General features: G+C 58.0%; 15 protein-coding genes and 1 riboswitch. Of the genes, 5 read left to right on the forward strand and 10 right to left on the reverse strand.

Translation table 11 applies throughout. The annotated features are described in order from the left end of the window. Window positions 1-50 precede the first annotated feature (50 nt). From ACP7A4_RS06560 to ACP7A4_RS06570, 3 genes are all read right to left on the reverse strand, one after another. The gene (locus ACP7A4_RS06560; protein WP_059765512.1) at window positions 51-1,457 is read right to left on the reverse strand and encodes an adenosylmethionine--8-amino-7-oxononanoate transaminase; all 1,407 of its coding nucleotides are present in this window, start codon (window positions 1,455-1,457) and stop codon (window positions 51-53) included. Window positions 1,458-1,591: 134 nt separating this feature from the next. Further along, window positions 1,592-2,803 carry a pyridoxal phosphate-dependent aminotransferase gene (locus ACP7A4_RS06565; RefSeq protein ID WP_426246080.1) on the reverse strand — a complete coding sequence of 404 codons (1,212 nt, stop codon included), beginning with the start codon at window positions 2,801-2,803 and terminating at the stop codon, window positions 1,592-1,594. Further along, on the reverse strand, window positions 2,800-4,488 hold the full coding sequence (locus ACP7A4_RS06570; RefSeq protein ID WP_426246082.1) for a pyridoxal-dependent decarboxylase: 1,689 nt from the start codon (window positions 4,486-4,488) through the stop codon (window positions 2,800-2,802). The genes ACP7A4_RS06565 and ACP7A4_RS06570 overlap by 4 nt, the downstream gene beginning before the upstream one ends. Window positions 4,489-4,899: 411 nt before the next feature. On the opposite strand from ACP7A4_RS06570, the gene ACP7A4_RS06575 reads away from it, so the two are divergent. Together ACP7A4_RS06575 and ACP7A4_RS06580 are read left to right on the forward strand one after the other, a co-directional pair. Next, the gene (locus ACP7A4_RS06575) at window positions 4,900-5,451 is read left to right on the forward strand and encodes a cytochrome b (RefSeq protein WP_059765520.1); all 552 of its coding nucleotides are present in this window, start codon (window positions 4,900-4,902) and stop codon (window positions 5,449-5,451) included. A gap of 32 nt (window positions 5,452-5,483) precedes the next feature. Beyond that, on the forward strand, window positions 5,484-6,059 hold the full coding sequence (locus ACP7A4_RS06580) for a YceI family protein (RefSeq protein ID WP_059765523.1): 576 nt from the start codon (window positions 5,484-5,486) through the stop codon (window positions 6,057-6,059). A 114-nt stretch (window positions 6,060-6,173) separates the two neighbouring features. Here the strand turns inward: ACP7A4_RS06580 and ACP7A4_RS06585 are convergent, their stop codons facing one another. The 3 genes from ACP7A4_RS06585 to ahcY form a co-directional block, all read right to left on the reverse strand. Then, entirely contained in the window at window positions 6,174-8,027 is a 1,854-nt protein-coding gene (locus tag ACP7A4_RS06585) for a DEAD/DEAH box helicase (RefSeq protein ID WP_048402240.1), read from the reverse strand. Window positions 8,028-8,397: 370 nt separating this feature from the next. Beyond that, window positions 8,398-9,243 carry a methylenetetrahydrofolate reductase [NAD(P)H] gene (metF, locus tag ACP7A4_RS06590; protein WP_059765526.1) on the reverse strand — a complete coding sequence of 282 codons (846 nt, stop codon included), beginning with the start codon at window positions 9,241-9,243 and terminating at the stop codon, window positions 8,398-8,400. Window positions 9,244-9,346: 103 nt separating this feature from the next. Next, window positions 9,347-10,756 (reverse strand): adenosylhomocysteinase, encoded by a 1,410-nt coding sequence (gene ahcY / locus ACP7A4_RS06595; protein WP_048364071.1) that lies wholly within the window; start codon window positions 10,754-10,756, stop codon window positions 9,347-9,349. A gap of 22 nt (window positions 10,757-10,778) precedes the next feature. Beyond that, window positions 10,779-10,885: riboswitch (S-adenosyl-L-homocysteine riboswitch) on the reverse strand. 196 nt (window positions 10,886-11,081) lie between these two features. Between ahcY and ACP7A4_RS06600 the strand changes: the two genes are divergently transcribed. The 3 genes from ACP7A4_RS06600 (at window position 11,082) to ACP7A4_RS06610 (ending at window position 14,584) form a co-directional block, all read left to right on the forward strand. Then, on the forward strand, window positions 11,082-11,489 hold the full coding sequence (locus tag ACP7A4_RS06600; protein WP_059765529.1) for an acyl-CoA thioesterase: 408 nt from the start codon (window positions 11,082-11,084) through the stop codon (window positions 11,487-11,489). 411 nt (window positions 11,490-11,900) lie between these two features. Continuing rightward, complete coding sequence (locus ACP7A4_RS06605; protein WP_426246086.1) at window positions 11,901-13,664, forward strand: patatin-like phospholipase family protein; 1,764 nt, start codon at window positions 11,901-11,903, stop codon at window positions 13,662-13,664. A gap of 74 nt (window positions 13,665-13,738) precedes the next feature. Continuing rightward, window positions 13,739-14,584: a formate/nitrite transporter family protein gene (locus ACP7A4_RS06610; RefSeq protein WP_426246088.1), complete on the forward strand. Its 846-nt coding sequence runs from the start codon at window positions 13,739-13,741 to the stop codon at window positions 14,582-14,584. Window positions 14,585-14,669: 85 nt separating this feature from the next. On the opposite strand, the gene trhA is transcribed toward ACP7A4_RS06610, so the two are convergent. The 4 genes from trhA to ACP7A4_RS06630 form a co-directional block, all read right to left on the reverse strand. After that, the gene (gene trhA, locus ACP7A4_RS06615; RefSeq protein ID WP_059765539.1) at window positions 14,670-15,287 is read right to left on the reverse strand and encodes a PAQR family membrane homeostasis protein TrhA; all 618 of its coding nucleotides are present in this window, start codon (window positions 15,285-15,287) and stop codon (window positions 14,670-14,672) included. 71 nt (window positions 15,288-15,358) lie between these two features. After that, window positions 15,359-15,841, reverse strand: a complete 483-nt coding sequence (locus ACP7A4_RS06620; protein WP_059765542.1) for a chemotaxis protein CheW — start codon at window positions 15,839-15,841, stop codon at window positions 15,359-15,361. After that, a complete protein-coding gene (locus ACP7A4_RS06625; RefSeq protein ID WP_426246091.1) occupies window positions 15,834-21,755 on the reverse strand; it encodes an Hpt domain-containing protein in 5,922 nt (1,973 codons plus the stop codon). The genes ACP7A4_RS06620 and ACP7A4_RS06625 overlap by 8 nt, the downstream gene beginning before the upstream one ends. 27 nt (window positions 21,756-21,782) lie before the next feature. Continuing rightward, a complete protein-coding gene (locus tag ACP7A4_RS06630) occupies window positions 21,783-23,840 on the reverse strand; it encodes a methyl-accepting chemotaxis protein (RefSeq protein ID WP_059765550.1) in 2,058 nt (685 codons plus the stop codon). Window positions 23,841-23,889: the final 49 nt, after the last annotated feature.

Genomic DNA, 23,889 nt, shown 5'->3' on the forward strand with positions numbered 1-23,889 from the left:
GGAAAAAATGCGCTTTGTAGGGGCGAACTCGCCCCTACGCAAAATAGGTGTTAGCCCGGATCACGAAAATCCGGGTGAAAGTTCGACGGGACCGCCACGCGGATGTCGCTGCGGGTCGCAATGTCGATGCCTTCAGTGGCCACCTCAGCCAAAAAATCGATCTGTTCTGGCGTGATCACGTAGGGCGGCAAGAAATACACCACGCTGCCCAAGGGACGCAACAGCGCGCCGCGCTCCAGGGCATGCTGAAAAACCTTAAGCCCACGGCGCTCTTGCCACGGATACGCCGTTTTAGTGGCTTTGTCCTGCACCATTTCAATGGCCAGCACCATCCCGGTCTGGCGCACTTCTGACACATGCGGGTGATCCACCAGATGCGCGGTCGAGCTGGCCATGCGCTGCGCGAGGGCCTGGTTGTTCTCAATCACGTTGTCTTGTTCGAAGATGTCCAGCGTCGCCAGCGCCGCCGCACACGCCAGCGGGTTGCCGGTGTAGCTGTGGGAATGGAGGAAGGCGCGCAAGGTCGGGTAGTCGTCGTAGAACGCGCTGTACACCTCATCAGTGGTCACACACGCGGCCAGCGGCAAATAACCGCCGGTCAACGCTTTGGACAGGCACAGGAAGTCCGGGGTGATACCGGCCTGCTCACAGGCGAACATGGTGCCGGTGCGGCCGAAGCCCACGGCGATTTCGTCATGGATCAGGTGTACGCCATACCGGTCGCAGGCTTCGCGCAGCAGCTTGAGGTACACCGGGTGATACATGCGCATGCCGCCCGCGCCTTGTATCAGTGGCTCGACAATCACCGCGGCCACCGTGTCGTGGTGTTCGGCCAGGGTCTGTTCCATCGCCATGAACATGTTGCGCGAATGCTCTTCCCAGCCCATGCCTTGAGGGCGCAAGTAGCAATCGGGGCTGGGCACCTTGATGGTGTCGAGCAGCAGCGCCTTGTAGGTTTCGGTGAACAAAGGCACATCGCCCACCGACATCGCTGCCATCGTCTCGCCGTGATAGCTATTGGTCAGCGTGACGAAACGCTTTTTGTTTGGCTGGCCGCGGTTGAGCCAATAGTGAAAGCTCATCTTCAGTGCAACTTCGATGCACGACGAACCGTTGTCGGCGTAAAAGCAGCGGGTCAGACCCTCGGGGGTCATCTTGACCAGGCGCTCGGACAACTCAATCACCGGTTGATGACTGAAGCCCGCCAGAATCACGTGCTCCAGTTGATCGACCTGATCTTTGATGCGCTGGTTGATGCGCGGGTTGGCATGGCCAAACACGTTGACCCACCAGGAACTCACGGCATCCAGATAACGCTTGCCCTCGAAGTCTTCCAACCACACGCCTTCACCGCGCTTGATCGGGATAAGCGGCAATTGCTCGTGATCTTTCATTTGGGTGCAGGGGTGCCACAAAACGGCTAAGTCGCGCTGCATCCACTGATTATTCAGGCCCATTTCCACTCTCCTGGCGCTGGCTCCCGGCGTGTGCGGGCAAACAATCGCGCAAGCCTATGCAATGCGCGAGCGTGTCACAAGCCATTGCGCACCCGCTGTGCGCCTCAACCACTCGAAGGCAAACCCTGGCTGCGCTATCGCGTATTGAGAAACCAGATACGTAAACGCTCAAACACACAGGCCAGCACGCCATCGTTGTGCACCAAGGCAATGCGCACATAGCCTTTGCCAGCAGGGCCGAAGGCACTCCCCGGCGTGACGAGCAGCCCTGTTTCGTCGAGAAGTGATTGAGTAAACGCCACATCACACGCGGGCACCACATGCCCAGGCAACTGAGCCCACAAAAAGAACCCGCCCTCTGGGGCTTCAACCTTCCAGCCCAAGGCGTTAAACGCTTCAACGGCAAGGGTTATCCGGTGTACATAACGTTCGCGGATAGGGCCTGACACAGATTCGAGCTGAGTCAGTATTTCGGTAGCCACGCGCTGAAAAGGCAAAAACATCCCAAAGTCGCTATTGAATTTAAGACGCTTCATCGCCTCAATCATTGACGGCGCCCCCAGTGCGAACCCCATACGCCAACCCGCCAGCCCGCATGACTTGCTCATGCTGTGAAGTTCAATCATGCAGGCCATGGCACCCTCCAGGTGTAAACCGGCGCCACGCAACATGCCCTCATCCGGGGCAACCTGCAATTCCGCATAGGCCCTGTCCAAGATCACGAGAAGCGAGTGCTGCCGGGCAAATGCCACGGTGCGTTGCAGAGTCTGTTGCGTGAGTATTGTTCCGGTCGGATTATTGGGCGAACACAGCACCACTAACCGTGCACGCGTCAGTTGCTGCGGCGTAATCAGACAGACATCCGGCTGGCCGTGTTCGTCGCACGGAAAGTACGCCACACGCGCACCGATCTGCTCTGCACAGGCGTGATAAACGCTGTATGAAGGCGCAGGCAGCAATACGGTGTCACCGGGTTTCAAGAAGGCGAACAGGGCGTAAAAGATGCCCTCTTTGCTGCCCAGCAGATCCAGTACGTGATGCCCGGCTTCCAGCGGTACAGCGCTTGCACCTTCAAACCGGCGCTGATAGTAAGCAATCACTTGTTGACGCAATGCTTGATTGATATCAGGCCTGAACTCAGCGTAACCATGCAGTTGCGGGTCTTTTATGTGATGAATCAAGCGCTCTTGCCAATACCCGGCAGGCAGCACATCGGGGTTACCCACAGACAGGTCTATCAATTCAGGTAAAGCCCCGCCACTGCTTAACTGACGCTGTCGATACTGCTGAGTCATGGTTTTGAGCAGGACAAAGCCCTCGGCGGGAGGGCGTTGGAAGCGAGTCATCTGATGGGCTTTTCAAAATCACACATCGACTCACCCTCCAGGCGTTGGCGATACGCTGTTTCGAACACCTCTTTTTGCTGTGCAATTTGCGCCAACACCCAGTCCCAATCGTCGGAGGTCATCTCGGTGTTGCAAGGCGTCAGCAGAAAGGCGGTCGTGATGCGAGCCGGATCATTATTGATTCTGTAGTGAGGCACGATGCTGAACAACGGGAACATCTCACCGGCATTGGTGATGTCCCAGCAATGCTGCATGAACTGTTTGGCCACAGACTCATGGCTGTCACTGTCGCGCAGTAAGTCAGGCGCGAAAGGAATCAAAAAAACAACTTCATGCCCCAACGTCAGGTCATTGACCTGAGTAAACAGCCCCTGCCTTTTAATGGCCTCAGTCAGCGCATCGCGCGCGTGTTGCAGCTGTAATGCATACCCCGACACACCTAACCGACCATACTTTTTTAATACCACCCAACTGGCAAGAATCGCACCCGCAGAGCGGGAGTTTTCAAACGTATAGCGATACGCTCGAAACTGTCCTTTGTCGAAGTCCTTGTCACTGAACTTATAGTGACCATCGCCCAACTCATCCATAAAACGACGGTCTTGGCTGATGAAGTAACTGTTGTTATAGGGGCACATACCGGTCTTATGAAAATCAACACCGAAGGAATCAAAGTGTCCAATACCTGCAAAACGCTCACAGAGGGTCTTGAGACGATGCATCGCTGGCGCGCCAATAGCGCACACTGCCGCCAGCCGCTCCAGGCCTCCCTTCAATAAAGTGAAGTAAACCCAGCCAATGACGCTGTCCAGGTGCAGATACGGTCGGTAGCTCAAGCCTTGCATGGCAACAAAATGGTCCACCACTGCCTTGACCTCACGCGGGTCATCACAGTTGAAATTGATCGTTGTACCGCCGCAACAAATGACCGCCGCTACTTTTTTACCCTGCTCATGCGCTTTGTTCATCGCTTGTAACAAGGCCTGTGGACACATTTGTCCCTGTGCATTAGTCGATACACGCCAGCAGTTGGCGGAGCCCAAACCTAATTGGCTGGCAATATGTTCTACGCAGTAATGCCCGCCTTCACTGCACAAAATGACCGTGTCGCCTGGCAGGCCGTTAATCAGAGAGTGCGGCGTTATTCGACTCAGGGCCGCGCGGATAGCGTACATGAGGGTGATTTTTCCACCGCTGCATGCGATCCCCATTGCACTGTCCCAGCCCACCCATTTACCCACGGTGCGCGCCACCTGTTGCTCGACCAACAAGCTCTCGCCTGCGAACCCTTCCATCAAACAGTTGATGTTGTAAGCCGTGGCTAAATTCGCCGCCGCCGTGGCGTCAACATCCGGCTCTGCAATGATATTGAACAGGGCATATTTAGAGTGTGGGCGGATAGCTCCATTAAAAAAACGCGCCACTTCTTTCAACAAATCAGGTGCTGAAAGTGCGAAATCCTGCGTATCCGCCACGGCGTCCAGAAAGTTGAAGTGGCGTTGCGCAAAACGAGGGGGCGGCGTTATCGAGGGGGCTGATCGTTTATCCACCCACGCGCCGGACGACGTTAAACCCTGCACATACTCATCAAATTCCAGCAGGCGTTCAGTCATCGCCAGCGCGCTGCTCGACGGTCGGCTTTTTACCCCAACAGGCGGGTTATTACGTTTTAGAACCACCGACATAAAAAGACCTTTTAGTTCAGCCAAAGCGATTAAAACGGCTGGCGTTTTCGAGGCAAAATCTGTCGGTCATACGTGTTCATATCAAGCGCTAGTATGTAACTTGCTTTTGGACATAAAACGATACGCCCAGCCCAAGCCCATGCCTGCGGGAGTACACGGGCAAGGTGTGGCGTACAAGCCACATCATTGCTGATTGTTTATCGCGAGCTGACGCGCGTGGGGTCTGACTGTTTTGCTCTGCCACCTCCCGAATGGGCAGCTCCACCTCGGTTACATCCGGTTTAATATTCCCTTAACCTCTTTGGGTAAGGTTACAGATCGTATTTATCGATACCTTACAGCGAAAAAATGCGCTTTCATTCGATAGGTAAACCATTAGTCTTAGGCCCAAGTTCCTACAGGATGTCGGCAATGCAGCTACGTAACTCTTCTTCTCGCTATGGCGCTGTCAGCGTTTTCTTGCATTGGTCTGTTGCGTTGGCGGTATTTGGATTATTCGCGCTGGGCTTGTGGATGGTCGGTCTCGACTACTACAGTCCTTGGCGTAAGGAAGCACCTGACCTGCATAAAAGCATTGGTCTCACGCTACTGGCGGTGATGGTCATACGTGTGGTGTGGCGCTGGATCAGCCCGGCACCGCCCGCTTTGGCCAGTTACAGCCGTGCTACCCGCATCGGTGCCACACTCGGCCACGGTTTTTTGTATCTAAGTTTGTTCGCGGTAATGATTGCCGGCTACCTTATTTCCACCGCTGAAGGCGTGGGTATACCGGTTTTCGGGCTGTTTGAAGTGCCTGCACTGGTTTCCAGTCTGCCCGACCAGGCGGATGTGGCAGGTGTCGTGCACTTGTACCTGGCCTGGACCGTGGTGATTTTCGCCGGTTTGCATGGTCTAGTCGCACTCAAGCACCACTTTATTGATCGTGATGCGACCCTGACTCGTATGCTGGGGCGTAAAGCCTGATATTCAACCTCAACTCAAAAGGAATAGAACGCATGTTGAAAAAAACACTCGCCGCTTTGGCACTGGGTACTGCACTGCTGTCGGCCGGCCAGGTCATGGCTGCTGACTACACCATCGACAAAGAAGGCCAACACGCCTTTATCGACTGGAAAGTCAGCCACCTGGGCTTCAGCTTCATTCACGGTACGTTCAAGGACTGGAGCGGCACATTCTCGTGGGACGCTGCCAAGCCTGCTGACAGCAAAATCGACGTCACCCTGAAAACTGCCAGCCTGTTCTCGAACCACGCTGAACGTGACAAGCACATCGCCAGCAAAGATTTCCTGGACGTGAGCAAGTACCCGCAAGCCACCTTCAAGTCGACCAAAGTGGTGCCGACTGGCGAGAAAACAGCTGACGTGACGGGCGACCTGACCTTGCACGGCGTGACTAAGCCAGTAACGTTCAAAGCGACGTTCAACGGCGAAGGCAAAGATCCATGGGGTGGCGAACGCGCAGGCTTCAACGCGACCACGTCTGTCAACCTGAACGACTTCGGCATCAAGTCCCCAGGTACAGACCAGACGCTGACCCTGGATATTTCGCTGGAAGGTGTGAAAGCCAAGTAATAGCGCTTTCGTACAGATGAAAAACGCCCTGACTCGTGAGAGTCGGGGTTTTTTTATACCCAAAAAAAACGCCCCCGATCGTGCGATCGAGGGCGTTTTTTATCAGCCGTTCACTCAGCGGTTGCGGGTCAGCAACGCTGGTTTTTCACCGCGAGGGCGGTTCGGCAGTTGATCAAGCTGCTCAGGCGTCGGGAAGCGGTCGCTTTTCGACTCTTTGTGCATGATCTTTGGCTGGCTCTCGCGAGGACCTTTAACGGCTGGCTCTTGACGGGCATCGTCACGGACCGGGCGATTCTCGCGGCGGGCCTGACCGTCTCGCGGTGCGCCGCTGCGTGGGCCATTGCGCTTGGCTGGCGGTGTGCCAGTGGTCGCGCCACTGCCTGTGCGCGGGCCACTTGGACGAGCGCCGTTACGCGCAGCGGGAGCAGCCCCTGTACCCTGCGCCGGAGCGCCTGGACGGCGACCGCGGCTCTGGTTGTTTTTGTTCTGGTAGGGGCTGACGTAATCAGCGCGGTTACCAAAGTTATCCACATCGTCATCACGGAACTCGTCCGGGGCGCGGTTTGCGTCCTGACGCGGTGCCGATGGCGCTGACTGCTGACGTGGCTCACGGGCGGGCGTGCCTTCACGTGGCTTTTGCTCACGGGCCGGACGCTCACCGCGTGCGGCGGCAGGCTTTTCTTTACCCTTGTCCTTACCTTTGTCCTTACGACCACCGCCGCCGCCATTAGGACCGTCACCGCGTGGGCCGCGTGGTGGGTTGCGCGGGTTACGCACATCCGGACGCTCGCGCACTTCAGGCTTTTCAGCTTCGATGGTGCTGGAGTCAAAACCCATCAGGTCGCCATCGGCGATTTTCTGCTTGGTCATGCGCTCGATGCTTTTCAGCAGTTTTTCTTCATCCGGGGCAACCAGCGAGATCGCTTCGCCCGAACGACCGGCACGGCCTGTACGGCCAATACGGTGAACGTAATCTTCATCGACGTTAGGCAACTCGAAGTTGACGACGTGCGGCAGTTGGTCGATGTCCAGACCACGCGCGGCGATGTCGGTCGCTACCAGAATGCGCACACTGCCGGCTTTGAAATCAGCCAGCGCTTTGGTGCGCGCGTTTTGGCTCTTGTTACCGTGGATGGCCACAGCGCTAAGGCCGTGCTTGTCCAGGTATTCGGCCAAACGGTTGGCGCCGTGCTTGGTACGGGTAAATACCAGAACCTGTTCCCATGCACCGGCCGTGATCAAGTGCGCCAGCAAGGCACGCTTATGACTGGCAGGCAGGCGGAATACGCGTTGCTCAATACGCTCGACCGTGGTGTTGGGCGGCGTGACTTCGATGCGCTCAGGGTTGCGCAACAACTTGCCGGCCAGGTCGGTGATGTCCTTGGAGAACGTCGCCGAAAACAGCAGGTTCTGACGCTTGGACGGCAGACGGGCGAGAACTTTTTTCACGTCATGGACGAAGCCCATGTCGAGCATCCGGTCTGCTTCGTCGAGTACCAGGATTTCAACGTGGGACAGGTCAACGCTGCCTTGGCCGGCCAGGTCGAGCAAACGACCCGGGCATGCCACCAGCACGTCAACACCACGGGCCAGCGCCTGAACCTGAGGGTTGGTGCCGACACCCCCAAACACGCAAGCACTGACGAACTTCAAGTCGCGGGCATAGAGCTTGAAGCTCTCGTGCACCTGGGCGGCGAGTTCGCGAGTCGGGGTCAGGACCAGTACGCGCGGTTGACGCGGACCGTGACGCTGTGATTTGTCTGGGTGACCGTTGGGGAACAGCTTTTCCAGGATCGGAAGAGCGAAACCGCCGGTTTTACCAGTACCTGTCTGAGCCGCAACCATCAAATCGCGACCTTGCAACACGGCGGGAATGGCCCGCTGTTGCACCGGAGTAGGCTCGGTATAGCCCGCTGCTTCAATGGCGCGGACTAAAGCCTCGGAGAGACCGAGGGAAGCAAAGGACATGAGTAATCCTGTTCTAGTTAGGGCTTGGCCCAAAGGGATAGTCTTGCCTGGCGTGAATGGCGTTTATAGGAGACGCAATCCCGTCCGGTCCTGCTTCGGTCCTGAAGGTCCATTCGCACCGCTCGCGCTGGCAAGTGCTGCGCAGTAGCGGGGTTGAATGCCTTGTACAAGGACGAGCGGCCGGGCGTAAGCCTGGCGGAAAGCCCGCAGTATAACAGAGCATTCACGGCGCGCCGATTTCATGCTGCTCAACGGCTTGTTGCGCTAAATAACCCCGGAGCGCTGCCTGCGATAAGGCTCGAAGAGTCCTCAGGCAAACGGGTTGCTTCACAACCCTTCGCAGCCTTGGGCAGCGACTACAGGGTACGGATTAGCGCGGAAGGTTCAGGTTGTTCCAGATCGCCAGGCTCGGCTCGGACTGGTTCAAGGTGTAGAAGTGCAGCCCCGGTGCGCCACCGTCGAGCAGGCGTGCGCACATGTCACTGATGACTTCTTCGCCAAACGCCTGAATGCTCTGCACGTCATCGCCATAGGCTTCGAGCTGCTTGCGAATCCAGCGTGGGATTTCAGCGCCACAGGCGTCAGAGAAACGCGCAAGTTTGCTGTAGTTGGTGATCGGCATGATGCCCGGCACGATCGGAATCGTGACGCCCGCCTCTTGAACGCGCTCAACAAAACGGAAATAGCTGTCAGCGTTGAAGAAGTATTGGGTGATCGCGCTGTCAGCACCGGCATGGGCCTTACGCACGAAGTTGGTGATATCGTCTTCGAAATTACGCGCTTGTGGGTGCATTTCCGGGTACGCGGCGACTTCAATGTGGAAGTGGCTGCCGCTCTCTTCACGAATGAAGCTCACCAGATCATTGGCATAACGTAGCTCGCCGCTGGCCATGCCCATACCCGAAGGCAGGTCGCCACGCAGCGCAACAATACGCTTGATGCCTGCGGCCTTGTACTGTGCCAACAGGCTGCGCAAATCGTCCTTGCTGTCGCCAACGCAGGACAAATGCGGGGCCGCAGGTACGTTTACTTCGCTCTCCAGTTGCAGCACGGTGTTGATCGTGCGGTCACGGGTAGAGCCACCGGCACCGTAGGTGCAGGAGAAAAAATCCGGGTTGTAGGTCGCCAATTGGCGAGCCGTGTTCATCAGTTTTTCATGTCCAGCATCGGTCTTGGTCGGGAAGAACTCGAAGCTGAAACGACGGTCTTGAGACATGGGAATACCCTTGCATACGCGCAGGCGGTTGATGACAACCCCTGACGCTGAACTCACACATAAAAAAAAGGCGGTCAGTACAAGCCTGACCGCCTTTTTCTAATCAGTAACGGTAAGCGTCTGGCTTGAACGGGCCTTCGACGGTAACGCCGATGTAGTCAGCCTGTTGTTTAGTCAGTTGCGTAACCACGCCACCAAAACCACGCACCATTTCCAGTGCGACTTCTTCGTCGAGCTTCTTGGGCAGCACTTCGACGGTCAGACGCTCGGCTTGCAGCTCGGCCGGCAGGTCAGCGTACTTCTGTGCGAACAGGAAGATCTGCGCCAGTACCTGGTTGGCGAACGAGCCGTCCATGATGCGGCTTGGGTGACCTGTGGCGTTGCCCAGGTTAACCAGACGGCCTTCGGCCAGCAGGATCAGGTAGTCATCGTTCTGCGGATCGAAATCGTTAGGGCCGGTACGGTGAACCTTGTGCACCTGTGGCTTAACTTCTTCCCATGCCCAATTTTTGCGCATGAAAGCGGTGTCGATTTCGTTGTCGAAGTGACCGATGTTGCACACCACAGCGCGTTTTTTCAGCGCAGCCAGCATGTTTTTGTCGCACACGTTGACGTTGCCGGTAGTGGTCACGATCAGGTCGATCTTGCCCAGCAGTGCAGCGTCGATGCTGGCGGCAGTGCCGTCGTTCTGGCCGTTGATGAACGGCGAAACCACTTCGTAGCCGTCCATGCACGCTTGCATGGCGCAGATCGGGTCAACTTCGGACACTTTAACGATCATGCCTTCCTGACGCAGGGACTGAGCCGAGCCCTTGCCCACGTCACCGTAGCCGATGACCAGTGCTTGCTTGCCGGACAGCAGGTGGTCGGTGCCACGCTTGATTGCATCGTTCAGGCTGTGACGGCAGCCGTACTTGTTGTCGTTTTTGCTTTTGGTCACCGAGTCGTTCACGTTGATCGCCGGGATCATCAGCTCGCCTTTGGCCAGCATGTCCAGCAGACGGTGTACGCCAGTGGTGGTTTCTTCCGTCACGCCGTGGATCTTTTTCAGCATGTCCGGGTATTTTTTGTGCAGCAGCTCAGTCAGGTCGCCGCCATCGTCCAGGATCATGTTGGCATCCCAAGGCTGGCCATCTTTGAGGATGGTTTGCTCAAGGCACCACTCGTACTCTTGCTCGGTCTCACCTTTCCAGGCGAACACCGGGATGCCGGCAGCAGCGATAGCGGCAGCGGCCTGATCCTGAGTCGAGAAGATGTTGCACGACGACCAACGCACTTCGGCGCCCAATGCAACCAGGGTTTCGATCAGTACGGCAGTCTGGATAGTCATGTGGATGCAGCCCAGAATCTTCGCGCCCTTGAGCGGTTGTTCTGCGGCATAGCGGCGGCGCAGACCCATCAGGGCCGGCATTTCGGATTCGGCGATGAAGGTTTCGCGACGGCCCCATTGGGCGAGGGACATATCAGCGACTTTATAGTCGGTAAAACCTGCAGGCGTGTTTACAGCGCTCATTAAGAGCCTCCATTCGTTTGATCGCGAATGGGCGCCGTTGTGCGTTTAGTGCCTGCCCAGGGAGCCCTGAACAAACAACGCCCCATCCGAGCCTGACAGGTTTTACCTGCTGCAGCGCCCCTCGGACAGGTGGCGGGAACGGTACTGGATGAAAATGACCGTTTTGAAGCGGAGGTGATTATAGCCATCAAGGCAGATGTTCCCAAGGCTTAATCCACGCCTTTTTCTATTTGCTTAATCGAGACCATAGTCGAAGCTTAATAGAGCGCAGCGCCAGGGTCTGACATGATGGCCCGCATCTAACGGCAGACGGTCAGGAGCGAACATGAACTTTCACACCCGCAAATGGGTAAAACCCGAAGACCTCAACCCCAATGGCACGTTGTTCGGTGGCAGCTTGCTGCGCTGGATCGACGAAGAAGCCGCTATCTACGCCATTGTTCAGTTGGGCAACCAGCGCGTGGTGACCAAATACATCTCGGAAATCAACTTTGTCAGCGCCTCACGTCAGGGCGACATCATCGAGTTGGGCATCACCGCCACCGAATTCGGCCGTACCTCGATCACCCTCACCTGTGAAGTGCGCAACAAGATCACCCGCAAGAGCATCCTCACCGTCGACAAAATGGTGTTCGTTAACTTGGGTGAGGACGGCCTGCCTGCTCCGCACGGACGCACAGAAATCAAATACGTCAAAGACCAGTTTCAGGACGATGCAAACAGCGAAACATAAACTGTCGACATAGGTATTTTTCAACGCAAGTGGCTGGATACTTTTCCTCAGGCGCCTAAAAACCTGCAGGAAGTTGCCAGAAAGGCGATTCCACAGCCTTTCTGGCGCCATCGTGAGCCTTCCAGATGCTCATAGGGCATGCCTGATTTTTGTGTGGCCTTATCGTTCAGCGCACAGACAACCCACACGGCTTTTTGTACCTTGCTCTTTCTTCAGCAAAGCGCCTGATCTTGAGAGAGCCCAAGCTGCATGAAAACTGTCGCGCCGCGTCTATTTCCCTCGACCTTACCGCTCACCGACCGGACGCCAGGCACACGGACCGACGCCCAGGCGGCTCGAACACTCTTAACCGAAAATGCAGGTGCTCGCAGAGTCACCTTTCACCTCAACAGCAACGCCAGCGTTGATCTGATGCTCTCCCCCCCGCCTGTGACTCAACTCATCCTCAGCGGCGGCGGCGCCAAAGGCATCGCCTTTCCAGGCGTCATACAGGCGCTTGAGGACAAAAATCTGCTCAAAGGTGTGGTAACCATTTGCGGCTCGTCAGCGGGCGGTATTTCAGCCGCACTGCTGGCCAGCGGAGTGAGTGCCACCGCGTTCAGCGCATTGACCAATAGCATCAGCTTCCCGCAGCTGTTGAACAGCACGAGCAGCACCTTGGCAAGCCTGCAAAATGCCAGCACCGCGCTGGGGAAAATGCTCAGCCATTTACCGGGAAAAACAGGCACCTTTTCGCAGTTGTTACTGACCGTGCTGCCGCGCCTTCAATCCAAAGCAGAACCGCTTGAAGAACTGATACGCACCGAATCGCGCAAAGTCATTCTTGCCCACATTGCAAACATGACACGCGAGACACGCACCGCGTCCATCATGGCCATTGCTGACAAATTGCACGCGGGAGGTGCAACCACCTTCGCCGACCTCGATGTACTGAGCCGACACATTCCTGAAATCAAACAACTCAATATCACCGGTGTGGGCATCTTCGGGGGCCGCCAGCAACTAGTGCTGTTCAATGCCAGCTTAACCCCGGACATGGATATCGCCCGCGCGGCGCACATTTCAGGGGCGTTGCCGATTCTATTCAAGCAGCCTTCTGAACAACGCCTGGCGTTTCAACAAGACGGTCAAAAAAACGCATTTCAGGACGGCGGCTTGCTACTCAACACCCCTGATATTGATGTCTACGAACCCCCCGCCCACAGTAGCCCTTTCAGCGCGGCCGAAAAACTGATCGTACGCTTTGAGCCCGGGGCGGCGAAAACCGCAAACCCCAAGGGTAGTTTTATCAGCCATGCCATCAATCAACTCACAGGACTGCCTCCTGACGGAGCCAAAAACTTTGCAAAAAACCGAAGCGAGACGTTTTCCGAGCAGCGTGTCGCGCTGCCCTTAAATACCGCTCTGGGCGATTTTCGCGGCACGTTCAATGGCACGGTCAACTTCACAATGAACCTGAGCGTCAAACATCATCTCCAGGGGCTCTCTCGCCAAGCCGTCATTGAACACTTGGACAAGCGCGCGGCCATACGCGATCAGCATCACTTTGCTTCGGTGCAAGATGCCGTTCTGGCCATGGACGATGAGATGTTCAGCAGCGTAGCGCCCGCCCTGGAGAAGCTGGGCGGGCACGCTGATATTTTGCATTTTCGTCAGCAGGCACAGACCTCGTTGGGGTCACTTGACGCTGCGATCAGCGAAGCTAACACGGCACCCTCGCTGAAATTAACGCAAAAGCTGGGTGCGGCATTACGTAACCTCGACGCGCTGGCCCGTCGCCCGGAACAGATCGAATGGCTAGGTAAACAGCTCAATGTGGCCGGGAACTGCAACTTCCAGCAATTACTGCAAAGCGACTTGAGTAAGCACGCCAACCTGTCGAAAGTCCTGACCAGCGCCCACGCTGAAGCCAAAAAACGGAATGTGGCCGTGATCGCCGAGAATTTCACGCGTGAAGTGATCTACCCGGCATTGTTTCTGCCTGGCCAGCCCGAGACCAACCTGAATCTGTTGCGCCAGGTCGAGCAAACGCTCAAACACGCAACAACTGCCACTGAGGTTAACCAGGCGCTGGACGACATCGTTAATAAGTACGTCGCACGTAACAAGCCCTGGAAGCATCCGCAGGGGGCCACCACCGTTGGTCTGGCCAAGGCGTGGCGCATGCAGACCTGACCCCTGCGCCATTGAACAGCCCTGAGTCCTGTGTGTCGTACCTACACAGCCCACCTCGGATTCAGGTACCCATCATGGCCACTCAACACGGCAGTAAAACTCCCAATCTGTCGGCTGAAGAAGAGCACGACGTCACCAAAAACCAGCCACCACGCGCCGCCGTGCTGCACGAGATTATTCGTTTACAGGGCGACCAGGAGCTGGAACGCAGCGTCGCTGCACTGTTCTGGTCAGCACTGGCCGCCGGGCTGACGATGGGTCTTTCGCTGATGGCGATGGGCTTGCTCAACTCACGCCTGCCCAGCGGCGAAGCGTTTAAAGTGATTGCCAGCTTTGGCTACTGCGCAGGTTTTTTAGCGGTGATTCTGGCGCGCCAGCAGTTGTTCACTGAAAACACCCTGACGGCCGTGTTGCCCATCATGAGCAAACCGACGTTAAGCAATTTCGGGCGTTTGTTCAGGTTATGGGGCGTGGTACTGGTCGGTAATCTGCTCGGTACGCTACTGGTGGCCTACGTCATGCTGCACTTGCCGATTTTTGACACCCAGACCGACAAGGCCTTTCTTGAAATCGGCCGCAAGGTCATGGAAAACGACACTTCGCAAATGTTTGCCAAAGGCATTATCTCGGGCTGGATGATCGCAACCATGGTGTGGATGATCCCCTCCATGGAAAGCGCCAAGATGTGGATCATCATCCTCATCACCTACCTTATGGCGTTGGGCGACTTCACGCACATTGTGGTCGGCACCGCAGAGGTCTCGTACCTGGTGTTTGCGGGTGAGTTGCCATGGAAAGACTTCTGGCTGGTGTTTGCCGGCCCGACCCTGGCGGGCAACATCATTGGCGGCAGTTTTATCTTCGCCCTGATCAGCCACGCGCAAATCCGCAGCGACAACAAAAAGCCGCAAAAGACTTAAGCGCCCTTTAATACGCGCTGACGAGAGCCGGGGCGCGAACCCGCCGTCATCCTGATGACGCCGGGTTCGCGGACACACAGGGGCTTTAAATCACGTAATGCGCGATGGCCACAAAGTGCAACAGGCTGCCCGCAATCACAAACAAATGCCAAATACCGTGGGCATGGCGCAGGCGGTGATCGAGGGCAAAAAAGATAATGCCCACGGTGTACATCACGCCGCCCGTGGCCAGCCAAATGAAGCCTGCCGTGCCCAGCGCCGCCAGCAAGGGCTTGACTGCCACCAGGACAATCCAGCCCATCACCGCGTAAATCACAATGGACAAGATACGCGCCTCAGAGCGCGGCTTGATCTCTTGCAACATGCCAATCACGGCCATGCCCCACACAATCCCAAACAGCGACCAGCCCCACGGCCCATGCAAGGTCACGAGGCAAAAAGGCGTGTAGCTGCCTGCAATCAACAGGTAAATCGACAAGTGATCGAACTTCTGCATGATCACCTTGGGCCGCCCGCGCACGCTGTGGTACACGGTCGACACGCTGTACAACAACACCAGCGTGACGCCGTAAATCGCGGTGCTGACTATTTTTTGCGGGCTGCCATCAAGGCACGCCATGACCAACAACCACACGCTGCCAACTGCGGCGGCCACCGCCCCCAACAGGTGAGTCCAGGCGTTGAGCTTTTCTCCGTGATACATCTGCAACATCCTCAAGAGCCGATAGTGCGACTGCCTCACTTTGATACGAGATAAGGGTCAAGGTTGCGAACTTAAAGGGCAATGCGGCGTTCGTCGAGGGGACTTGGGGGCAACCCCGACACCAACCGCTCCAAGCCCCACAAATCAGGGATTTTCGCCACATGCTCGCCCACTTGCACGGCGGCACGTTCCAGCGGGCAAAGGGGCACGTCGACAAAGCTCAGTTGGCTGTCGAGTTTGTAGGAGCGCGGAATGCCCTGAACCACCATCGCGATGTATTTCAACGCCGGGTTGGCACTCAAGGTATTGAGGATGACGATGCGCGCCCGCTCGCCAATCAGCAGCGGGCTGCCGCATGCGGCCTCAAAGCTGATGAGTGGCAATGGGTGGTCGCGCCAGGTGATCTGGCGCAGATGCCACGGCGGGGAGTCGCTGCTGGGTTCGCCGCGTTGGTAGTCGATCAACTCGGCAATCGCGACGTTGGGCAACAGCAAGTAGCGGTCAGCCAGCGGCAAGAGCAGGCAGGTGAGGCTGCCAACACGGTGGTCAAGCATGGAAGCGGCTCCAGTAGGCGATGCGTTCCAGCAACACAGACTCTTGATACGGTTTGCCCAAGTAGTCGTTGACGCCAATGGCCATGGCGCGGTTCTGGTGCTTTTGCCCGGTACGCGAGGTGATCATGATGATGGGCATGTCTTTGAGACGCGGGTCGTTGCGCACATGGGTGGCCACTTCAAAGCCGTCCATTCGCGGCATTTCGATATCCAGCAGCATCAAGTCCGGGGTGTGCTCTTCGAGCACGCTCATGGCGTCAACCCCGTCTTTGGCGGTGATGACGTTCATGCCGTTACGTTCCAGCAAGCGGCTGGTGACTTTGCGCACGGTGACGGAGTCGTCCACCACCAACACCAACGGCGGACGCACCGCCGGGATGAATTCAAGGCTGCCGCTGACTTCATGATGGGCGCGCTGCAAGGGTTGACGCACTTGATGGGCACGAATGTAGGCGAGCAAATCAAGGATCAACACCACGCGCCCATCGCCCAAAATCGTGGCCCCCGACAACCCTTGTACAGCGGCAAATTGCGGCCCCAGGCTCTTGACCACGATTTCGCGCGAGCCGGCCAGCGCATCCACTTGCAGCGCCACGCGCATGTCTTGGCAATGCACCAGCAACACCGGCAATGAATGCTGCTCACCGGCCAGTTTAGGCTTGACCACGGTTTGCAATAACTCGCCCAAATAACGCAATTCGTAGGTCTGGCCGCCGTAGTGATACAGCGGCGGGTTGAGCTGGTAATAGCCTTCCAGTTCGTTGGGCATGACGCGCACGATGCCTTCGACGGTATTGATCGCAATGGCGTATTGCTCATCCGCGCACTGCACCATCAGTGCGCGGTTGAGCGACACGCTAAACGGCAACCGGATCTGAAAATGCACACCCTGCCCTGCCACCGAATCGAGCGTCATGCTGCCGCCCAACTGCCGTACTTCTTCATGGACTACGTCCATGCCCACGCCACGCCCGGAAATCTGGGTGATTTTTTCAGCAGTAGAAAACCCCGGCTGCAAGATGAACTGCAACACGTCGCGGTCGCTGACACTGTTGTGCGGGTCCAGCAAACCGCGATGAATCGCCTTGCGCCGCACCGCTTCAAGCGGAACACCCGCGCCGTCATCGCGGATATCAAACACCACGTCGCCGCCTTCGTTAGACAACTCCAGCGTGATCAGCCCTTGCTCGGGCTTGCCGCTGGCATGGCGCACATCGCTCGGTTCCAGGCCATGATCGACCGCGTTACGCAGCATGTGCTCCAACGGGGCAACCATGCGCTCCAGGACGTTACGGTCGATTTCAGCTTCAGCATTGATCACGCTGAACTCGACCTGTTTGCCCAGCTCGCTGGCCACTTGGCGCACCACGCGTTTGAGGCGCGGCAACACCCGTTCAAACGGCACCATTCGCGTGCCCATCAGGCCCTCTTGCAGTTGCGTGTTTATCCGCGCCTGCTTTTGCAGCAAGTTGTGAGCGTCTTGGTTACGGGCGGCCAGCGTGGCTTTGAGGTCGAGCAAGTCGGACGCAGATTCAAATAACGCCCGAGACAACTGTTGCAGCTGGGAGTGACGGTCCATTTCCAACGGGTCAAATTCGTCGTATGCCAGACCATCGCTCTCAGTGTGCCCACGACTGTGGCGCTGGCCCTGGGTTTCAGTGTCCAGACGCCGCAGTTGGTCGCGCATGCGCTCAAGGGTGGTCTGCATTTCGTTGAGCGCAACCTGACCATCATTGATTTGCTGCTCAAGGCGACCCCGGATAATCGAGGTTTCACCTGACAGGTTGACCATGTCTTCCAGCAACTCGGCAGGCACCTTGACCATGTCCAGGCCCGTGCGCTCCCCTTCGGTCATGGTGGCGCCCGGGGGTTCAGCCTTCGTCGAGGCAGGCGCTTGAACCGCCTGCCGGGCATTGCGTTCGGTGTCACGAATGCGTTCGATCAAATCCTGGGGCGACTGCACAGGCTGACCGCTGCGCAGCGCATCCAGCATTTGTGCAGCCCGGTCATGACAGTTCTGCAACAAGGCGAACAAATCGGCACCGGGAGGCAGCACGCCCGCTGACACATCTTCGAGCAGGGTTTCCAGCTCGTGGGCAAAATCACCAATGGCGGCGATTTCAACCATCCGCGCCCCGCCCTTGAGGGTGTGCAAGTCTCGCAGCAGGTTTTCGACCTCCACCGTACCTTGAGGCTCAGCTTGCCAGCGCGTCAGGGCAGCGCCGGAGCTTTCGAGAATGTCGAAGGCTTCTTCGAGAAAGATGTCCAGCAGTTCAGTGTCGCTGCCTGAGGCCCCATCAGGCGGTGCGACGGGCAGTTCGGCAGCCGGGTGGGGGTGATGCCGAAACCCGCGAATGGCGTCGATCAATTGGTTGGGTTCGCGCAACGGTTGCTGCTGTTGCAAGTGTTCGAGCATCAGCGCCAACTGCGCATGGCTGCGTTGCAGCAAGTCGGCCAGCGCCGGGCTTTCGCTGGCGCGCCGATCCAGCAGGCCTTCGTACAAATGCTCAAGTTCTTGGGCCAGGTCGCCCACCGGACCAATGCCCGCCATGCGCGCCCCGCCTTTGAGGGTGTGCATGTCACGCTGCAACGAAGACAGCGGTGCCAGACTCTCCGGCTCACTCAGCCAGCGCTGCAAGGCCTGGTCCGCGCTGTCAAGGATGTCGACCGCCTCTTCCAGAAAGATGGCGACGATTTCGTCATCCATCGACTCGCCTTCGCCCGCCAATGTGCCTGCCTGTAAATGAGCCGTGGCAGCCCCCAACTCGGTGATGTCGAGGGTTTGGCTGCCCTCACGTCGAATCAGGCCCGTGGCGTCGGGCGCCAGCCCCTCGTGCAGCAACCGGTGCAGCGCGTCAATGCGGATCGGTTGCGGGGTAATGTCCTGGCCCGCAGCCAGTTGGTCGAGCATGTTGATCAACGCTTCGTGAGCCTGTTCGGCTTCGTCAAAAAAACGCGCACTGGCGGCCAGGCTGCTTTCTTCCACTGCGCCGTACAGGTCAAGCAAGGCTTCGCACAGGGCATCGAAGGGCTGTAAATCCAGCAGGTGCGCTGACTCGCCCAACGCCGTCAATTGGTCCAGCAACGTGTCGAGACCTGCGCGCTCGTGCGGCTGTTGCCGCCAATGGCGCAGCACGTCTTCGGCCTCAAACAGGGTGTCCATGCCCTGCTCCAGAAATGCACCGATACGCTGCGGGTCACGGGTGGGCTTCGCTGCATTGCCGGGCGTATTGAGCAGCACGTCCAGGCGGTCGGCAATCAGGTGCTCAGTGCGCTCAATCAGCGAGCGGGCACCGTGAATCTCGGCCAGCGGATCACTGTCCAATTGTTTCAGGCCGCGGTGCAGCAGGCCGTCGGCCTCAAGCAGCAACTCGATTTCGTCCAGGTCCAGCGCCAGATGGTGTGCTTTGTATTCACGCACCAAATGGTCCAGCGGCGCGGCCAGCTCAGCCATGCGCAAGACACCCGCCATGTGCGCGCTGCCTTTGAGGGTGTGCACGGCACGCTGCAATTCGTCGCTGGCATACAGCGGCAGTTGCTCGCTGGCGTGATCGAGAAAACGCTTAAGTGTGTCGAGGTGGCTTTGCGCTTCTTGACGGAAAATATCGAGCAATTGCGGGTCGAAACCGAGGGACTCTTGCTCAATCAACAGCGGCAGTGGATGACCTTTGGACAGGTGATGGGCTTGGGCGGCCAGTGTGTCGACGTCATCACGCTGACGTTGACGGCCCTCGGCAAACGCTTGAATCAAACCGGGCAACACGCGCAGTACATCTTCGAGTAACTGATAGATCGCCGGGACCGGCGCAACCTTGCGTTCAATCACACGATTGAGCAGGTTTTCGACCGCCCATGCCAACTCGCCCAGTACCAGCGCGCGCACCATGCGTCCGCTGCCTTTGAGCGTATGGAAACCGCGCCGCAGTTCAGCCAGCGCAGCGCTGTCCGCCGGGTTGGCAACCCACTGCGGCAAGGCCTGGTGCAGCATGCTCAGCACTTCATCGGTTTCTTCGAGAAAAACGTCTAACAGCTCTTCGTCTACCCGCGCTTCATCCGCGGGGGGCGGCAGCAAGCTGGCGGGAATGTGTTGCGCGGGCGGGTTGAGCGCCGACACCGGGTTTGCCAGCACCTCGGCCAGGCTCTGCATGACCTCGGGGTCCTGCAGCTCCTGCAAATCCTGCATCACCAGCACCTCGGTGGGGCTGAGGATGTCTTCGAGCAGCGGCACATGGCGTTCGGTCGGCGCATAGCCCAGCGCGATGAGGCTGCTTTCGGCCCGGTCCAGCACCTGCTCGCCCGCCGCGCCGGGGTCTTGGGCCAGGCGCTCCAAGTAGTATTCGATGCTCACCAGCGCGTCAGCCAGGCGGTCGATGTGCTGCGCGGTTACAGGCTCAGTGCCCAGCAACCAATGCTCACACAGGTAATCGTCGCAGGCTTGCAGCAAGTCGGCGGCGCGGTTGAGCGGAATCATCGCCAGTGCCCCGCGAATTTGCGTGAGCAGTGCAGGTACGGGCTGCAAATGTTGACGATCAAAACCGCCCGCCAGAGAGTCGCTGATCAAGTCTTTGGCTTCATCGAAGACGATGCGCGCTTCTTTGATCACCAATTGGTGAATCTGCATCAAGTCGGTGGTCGGCAAACGGCTTTCTTCACGCTGCGAAGGCTCGACAGTACCGACCATGCCCGCCAGCGTGGCTTCGACGTACAACAGCGCCGCTGCCACATCCATCAACACGGCATCAGTGGGTTCGCGCTGACCCTGGGCCAAGCTCTGGACCACGGCCAACTGGTCGATGATGACCTTGCGTGGCTGGCCGAAACCCAGCACGGCCAGGGTGTCGGCGATTTGGCGCAAAGGCGCCATCAAACTGTTGAGTTCGGACACATGCGTGCGGTCACTGCGCACAAACAGGTCAAGACGCTCTTTGACCCGCACCAGCTCTTCGCACAAGGCGGCCACCACCGAGCGCATGGCGTCCCGGTCGGGACCGGCGAGGCGAGCACGCTCTTCGTCGACCATTGCCGCGTCGGGCATGGCTTCATCCAGCTCGTAATGGTTTTTCAAACTGAGCATTTTCGGCGTCGGGCGCTCGGCCTTGGCGATGTAAAACAGCAGGCTGGTGAGCAACACATCAGAGGCTGGCTGGTTAAGCGCCTCAATCCCCTGGGTGTGCAAACGCTGGAGTTCTTTGTCAGTGTCTCTGAGCAAGCTGCGCAAGGCCGGGCTGTTGCCCACTTTGCCCTTGAGCATGCCTTCGACCAGCGCCGTGGCGATGTTCCACAGCGCATTGAGCGGCGCACCCTGACACAGCGCTTCGAGTTGCGTAAACACACTGGCCAGTTGCTCCAGTTGGCGCTGCACATCGTCTTCGCGCAGCAACCCCAACAGCGACGTTTGCAGGGTTTGGCGCCAGGCGCGCACCTGCTCAGGCAGGTCGGCCGGGGAGCGTTGCGCCAAGGACGCGTGATCAAGCGGCGCCAGCACCTGCAACGGTGGGCTGAACAAACTGGTTTCTGACAACAGCGACTCGCCCCTGGCAGTGCGCAAGTCGTTGATCAATGGCAACACCACCAACGGCCAGTCGCGCCGGGCGCTGTGGACGCGCTCCAGGTACAACGGCAATTGGTTGAAGGCCTGTTGCAGCACACGTACCGCTTCGTCGAGTTGGCTGACGCGGCGCTGTTGCAACGCGATCACCAGTTGCTCCATCTCTTCTGCCAGCAGGGCTGCGCCGTAAAACTCGACCATCAACAAGCTGCCATGCACCTGATGCACGCACGCCAGACACTGCGCCAGCGCTTCGGGCGTCGTTTGCCGGCCGTCGCTGTCCAGTGCCACGCGGGCCTGCTTCAAGGTTTCGGCAATTTCGCCTTTGACCCACTCAAGGGCCACATAGTCGTGCCGGTCAACCATAACGACTCCCCTCAAACGTACGCCGCACTAGTGAGGCCCTGGTGTTTTTTGCGTGTCCGGCAAGGTAAAACCGGACACCGAGCGCCGCAATTGGCTGGCCATTTTGGCCAGGTTGCCAATGCTGTCGGCGGTAGCGGTTGACCCGGATGAAGTTTGGCTGGTGATTTGCTGAATGACGCTCATGGTCAAGGAAATCTGGCCCGCCGAGGTGGTTTGCTGCTGCGCGGCATTGGAGATGCTTTGAATCAGCTCGGCCAGGTTTTGCGACACGCCTTCGATCTCTTCCAGCGCCACGCCCGCGTCTTGCGCCAAACGGGCGCCGCGCACCACCTCAGTGGTGGTTTGCTCCATTGAGATCACAGCCTCATTGGTGTCGGCCTGAATGGCCCGCACCAGTGTTTCGATCTGACGCGTGGCCGCCGACGAGCGCTCGGCCAAACGTTGTACCTCGTCCGCCACCACGGCAAAGCCACGCCCCGCATCGCCAGCCATCGAGGCCTGAATCGCGGCGTTCAAGGCAAGAATGTTGGTTTGATCCGCAATGTCATCAATCAGGCTGACGATGTCGCCGATTTCCTGAGACGACTCGCCCAAGCGTTTGATGCGCTTGGCGGTGTCCTGAATTTGATCGCGGATGTTGTCCATGCCGTGAATGGTGTTGTGCACCACTTCGTTGCCTTTGTTGGCAATCGCCACCGAGCGCTCGGCCACCGCAGAGGACTCGGACGCGTTGGCCGACACTTCATCAATCGATTGCGCCATTTGCGCAATGGCGCCCGACGCTTCGGCGATCTGTTGCGCCTGATGCTCGGAAGCCTCGGCCAGCTGCATCGCGGTGGCTTGCGTGTCTTGCACGGCCGCAGCCACTTGCCCGGCTGTCAGGTTGATGGTGGCCACCAGGTCGCGCAATTGATCGACCGAGTAATTGATCGAGTCGGCAATGGTGCCGGTGAAGTCTTCGGTCACAGAAGCGGTGACGGTCAGGTCGCCGTCGGCCAAATCGGCAATTTCATCCAGCAGACGCATGATGGCGTTTTGGTTACGGTCATTCTTCTCAGCGGTTTCATGCAGTTGGCGATTGGTTTCACGCACCATCACCAACCCGATCAGGATGATCGAACCCAGCGCCAGCAGGCCCAACACATAGCCACCGATAATATCCAGCGAGCGACCGCTGGCCAGGTTTTCAAAACCGTTGGCCAACATTGACGCTTCATCGAGCAGGGTTTGCGACAGGCTGAAAATGTTGCTCGCCGCCTCACGCACCTGGAACAGCTGTGGCGAGGTTTCGAGGATTTCATCCACCGAACCGGACACAAACTGGAACAGCTCCGAGATCTCCAGCAGGCGGGCGCGGGCATCTTTATCTTCGACCTGTGAAATGCGCAGCCCCGCATTGCCTTCGAGCATGCCGTTAAGCACCTGGCCAAAACGGTTGGCGTCGCGGCCAAACGCATCGGCGGCTTGCGCGGCGGTTTCATCACCGGCCAGCACCGTGTTGACCGCCCCCAGAATGCGTTCGGCCAGCAGTGACTGGCGCTGGGCCAACGCCACCTGACTGGCGGGAGCGCCACGTTGCAACAGAATCTCGACCACTTTTTCGTATTCGACCTGCAACTGCGGCACGGTCTCGGCCAGCGTCGCGGCCACCTGGTGCAGCGACAGCACCGTTTGCTCACTGGCCAAAATGGCGTTGGTATTGCTCAGCAACTGCTCCCAGTCGCGCTGAACGGCCTGCATTTCTTTGTGCACGGCGGGCGGTGCGGCAGGAAGGCCGGTGACCGGGTCGCCTTTTTTCAGGTAGCCCCAACGCTGGCTGAAGTCGTTACGTGCATCGCTCAGCAGACGGAAAGCAGCAGCCTTACCGGCCGCCGCTTCGGTGGCATTTTTGGCGATGCGTTGGGACAGCACCCGCAATTCACCCGCGTGGCTGATGTATTGCTTGTCGTAGTTGGACTGGGTATTGAGGTAAGCAAAGTTGGCGAACAACAGCATGATGAACACGATCAGGGCGATAAAAAGCACGATGATCTGCGAACGACTGCGCGACCCTTCCATTGGTTTAACGGTTTTTGCTGTGATCATCGATCAGGCCCTGAGATGCTGTTTTAACGCTTGAAGTGACAGACGCTGC

It is taken from the genome of Pseudomonas sp. TWR3-1-1, assembly GCF_049896545.1.
In the GTDB taxonomy this organism is placed as follows: Bacteria; Pseudomonadota; Gammaproteobacteria; order Pseudomonadales; family Pseudomonadaceae; genus Aquipseudomonas; species Aquipseudomonas weihenstephanensis.

Coding starts and splice junctions, on each gene's coding strand:
- ACP7A4_RS06560 (WP_059765512.1), bottom strand. CDS start 1,457: ATGGGCCTGAATAATCAGTGGATGCAGCGCGACTTAGCCGTTTTGTGG.
- ACP7A4_RS06565 (WP_426246080.1), bottom strand. CDS start 2,803: ATGACTCGCTTCCAACGCCCTCCCGCCGAGGGCTTTGTCCTGCTCAAA.
- ACP7A4_RS06570 (WP_426246082.1), bottom strand. CDS start 4,488: ATGTCGGTGGTTCTAAAACGTAATAACCCGCCTGTTGGGGTAAAAAGC.
- ACP7A4_RS06575 (WP_059765520.1), top strand. CDS start 4,900: ATGCAGCTACGTAACTCTTCTTCTCGCTATGGCGCTGTCAGCGTTTTC.
- ACP7A4_RS06580 (WP_059765523.1), top strand. CDS start 5,484: ATGTTGAAAAAAACACTCGCCGCTTTGGCACTGGGTACTGCACTGCTG.
- ACP7A4_RS06585 (WP_048402240.1), bottom strand. CDS start 8,027: ATGTCCTTTGCTTCCCTCGGTCTCTCCGAGGCTTTAGTCCGCGCCATT.
- metF (WP_059765526.1), bottom strand. CDS start 9,243: ATGTCTCAAGACCGTCGTTTCAGCTTCGAGTTCTTCCCGACCAAGACC.
- ahcY (WP_048364071.1), bottom strand. CDS start 10,756: ATGAGCGCTGTAAACACGCCTGCAGGTTTTACCGACTATAAAGTCGCT.
- ACP7A4_RS06600 (WP_059765529.1), top strand. CDS start 11,082: ATGAACTTTCACACCCGCAAATGGGTAAAACCCGAAGACCTCAACCCC.
- ACP7A4_RS06605 (WP_426246086.1), top strand. CDS start 11,901: ATGCTCTCCCCCCCGCCTGTGACTCAACTCATCCTCAGCGGCGGCGGC.
- ACP7A4_RS06610 (WP_426246088.1), top strand. CDS start 13,739: ATGGCCACTCAACACGGCAGTAAAACTCCCAATCTGTCGGCTGAAGAA.
- trhA (WP_059765539.1), bottom strand. CDS start 15,287: ATGTATCACGGAGAAAAGCTCAACGCCTGGACTCACCTGTTGGGGGCG.
- ACP7A4_RS06620 (WP_059765542.1), bottom strand. CDS start 15,841: ATGCTTGACCACCGTGTTGGCAGCCTCACCTGCCTGCTCTTGCCGCTG.
- ACP7A4_RS06625 (WP_426246091.1), bottom strand. CDS start 21,755: ATGGTTGACCGGCACGACTATGTGGCCCTTGAGTGGGTCAAAGGCGAA.
- ACP7A4_RS06630 (WP_059765550.1), bottom strand. CDS start 23,840: ATGATCACAGCAAAAACCGTTAAACCAATGGAAGGGTCGCGCAGTCGT.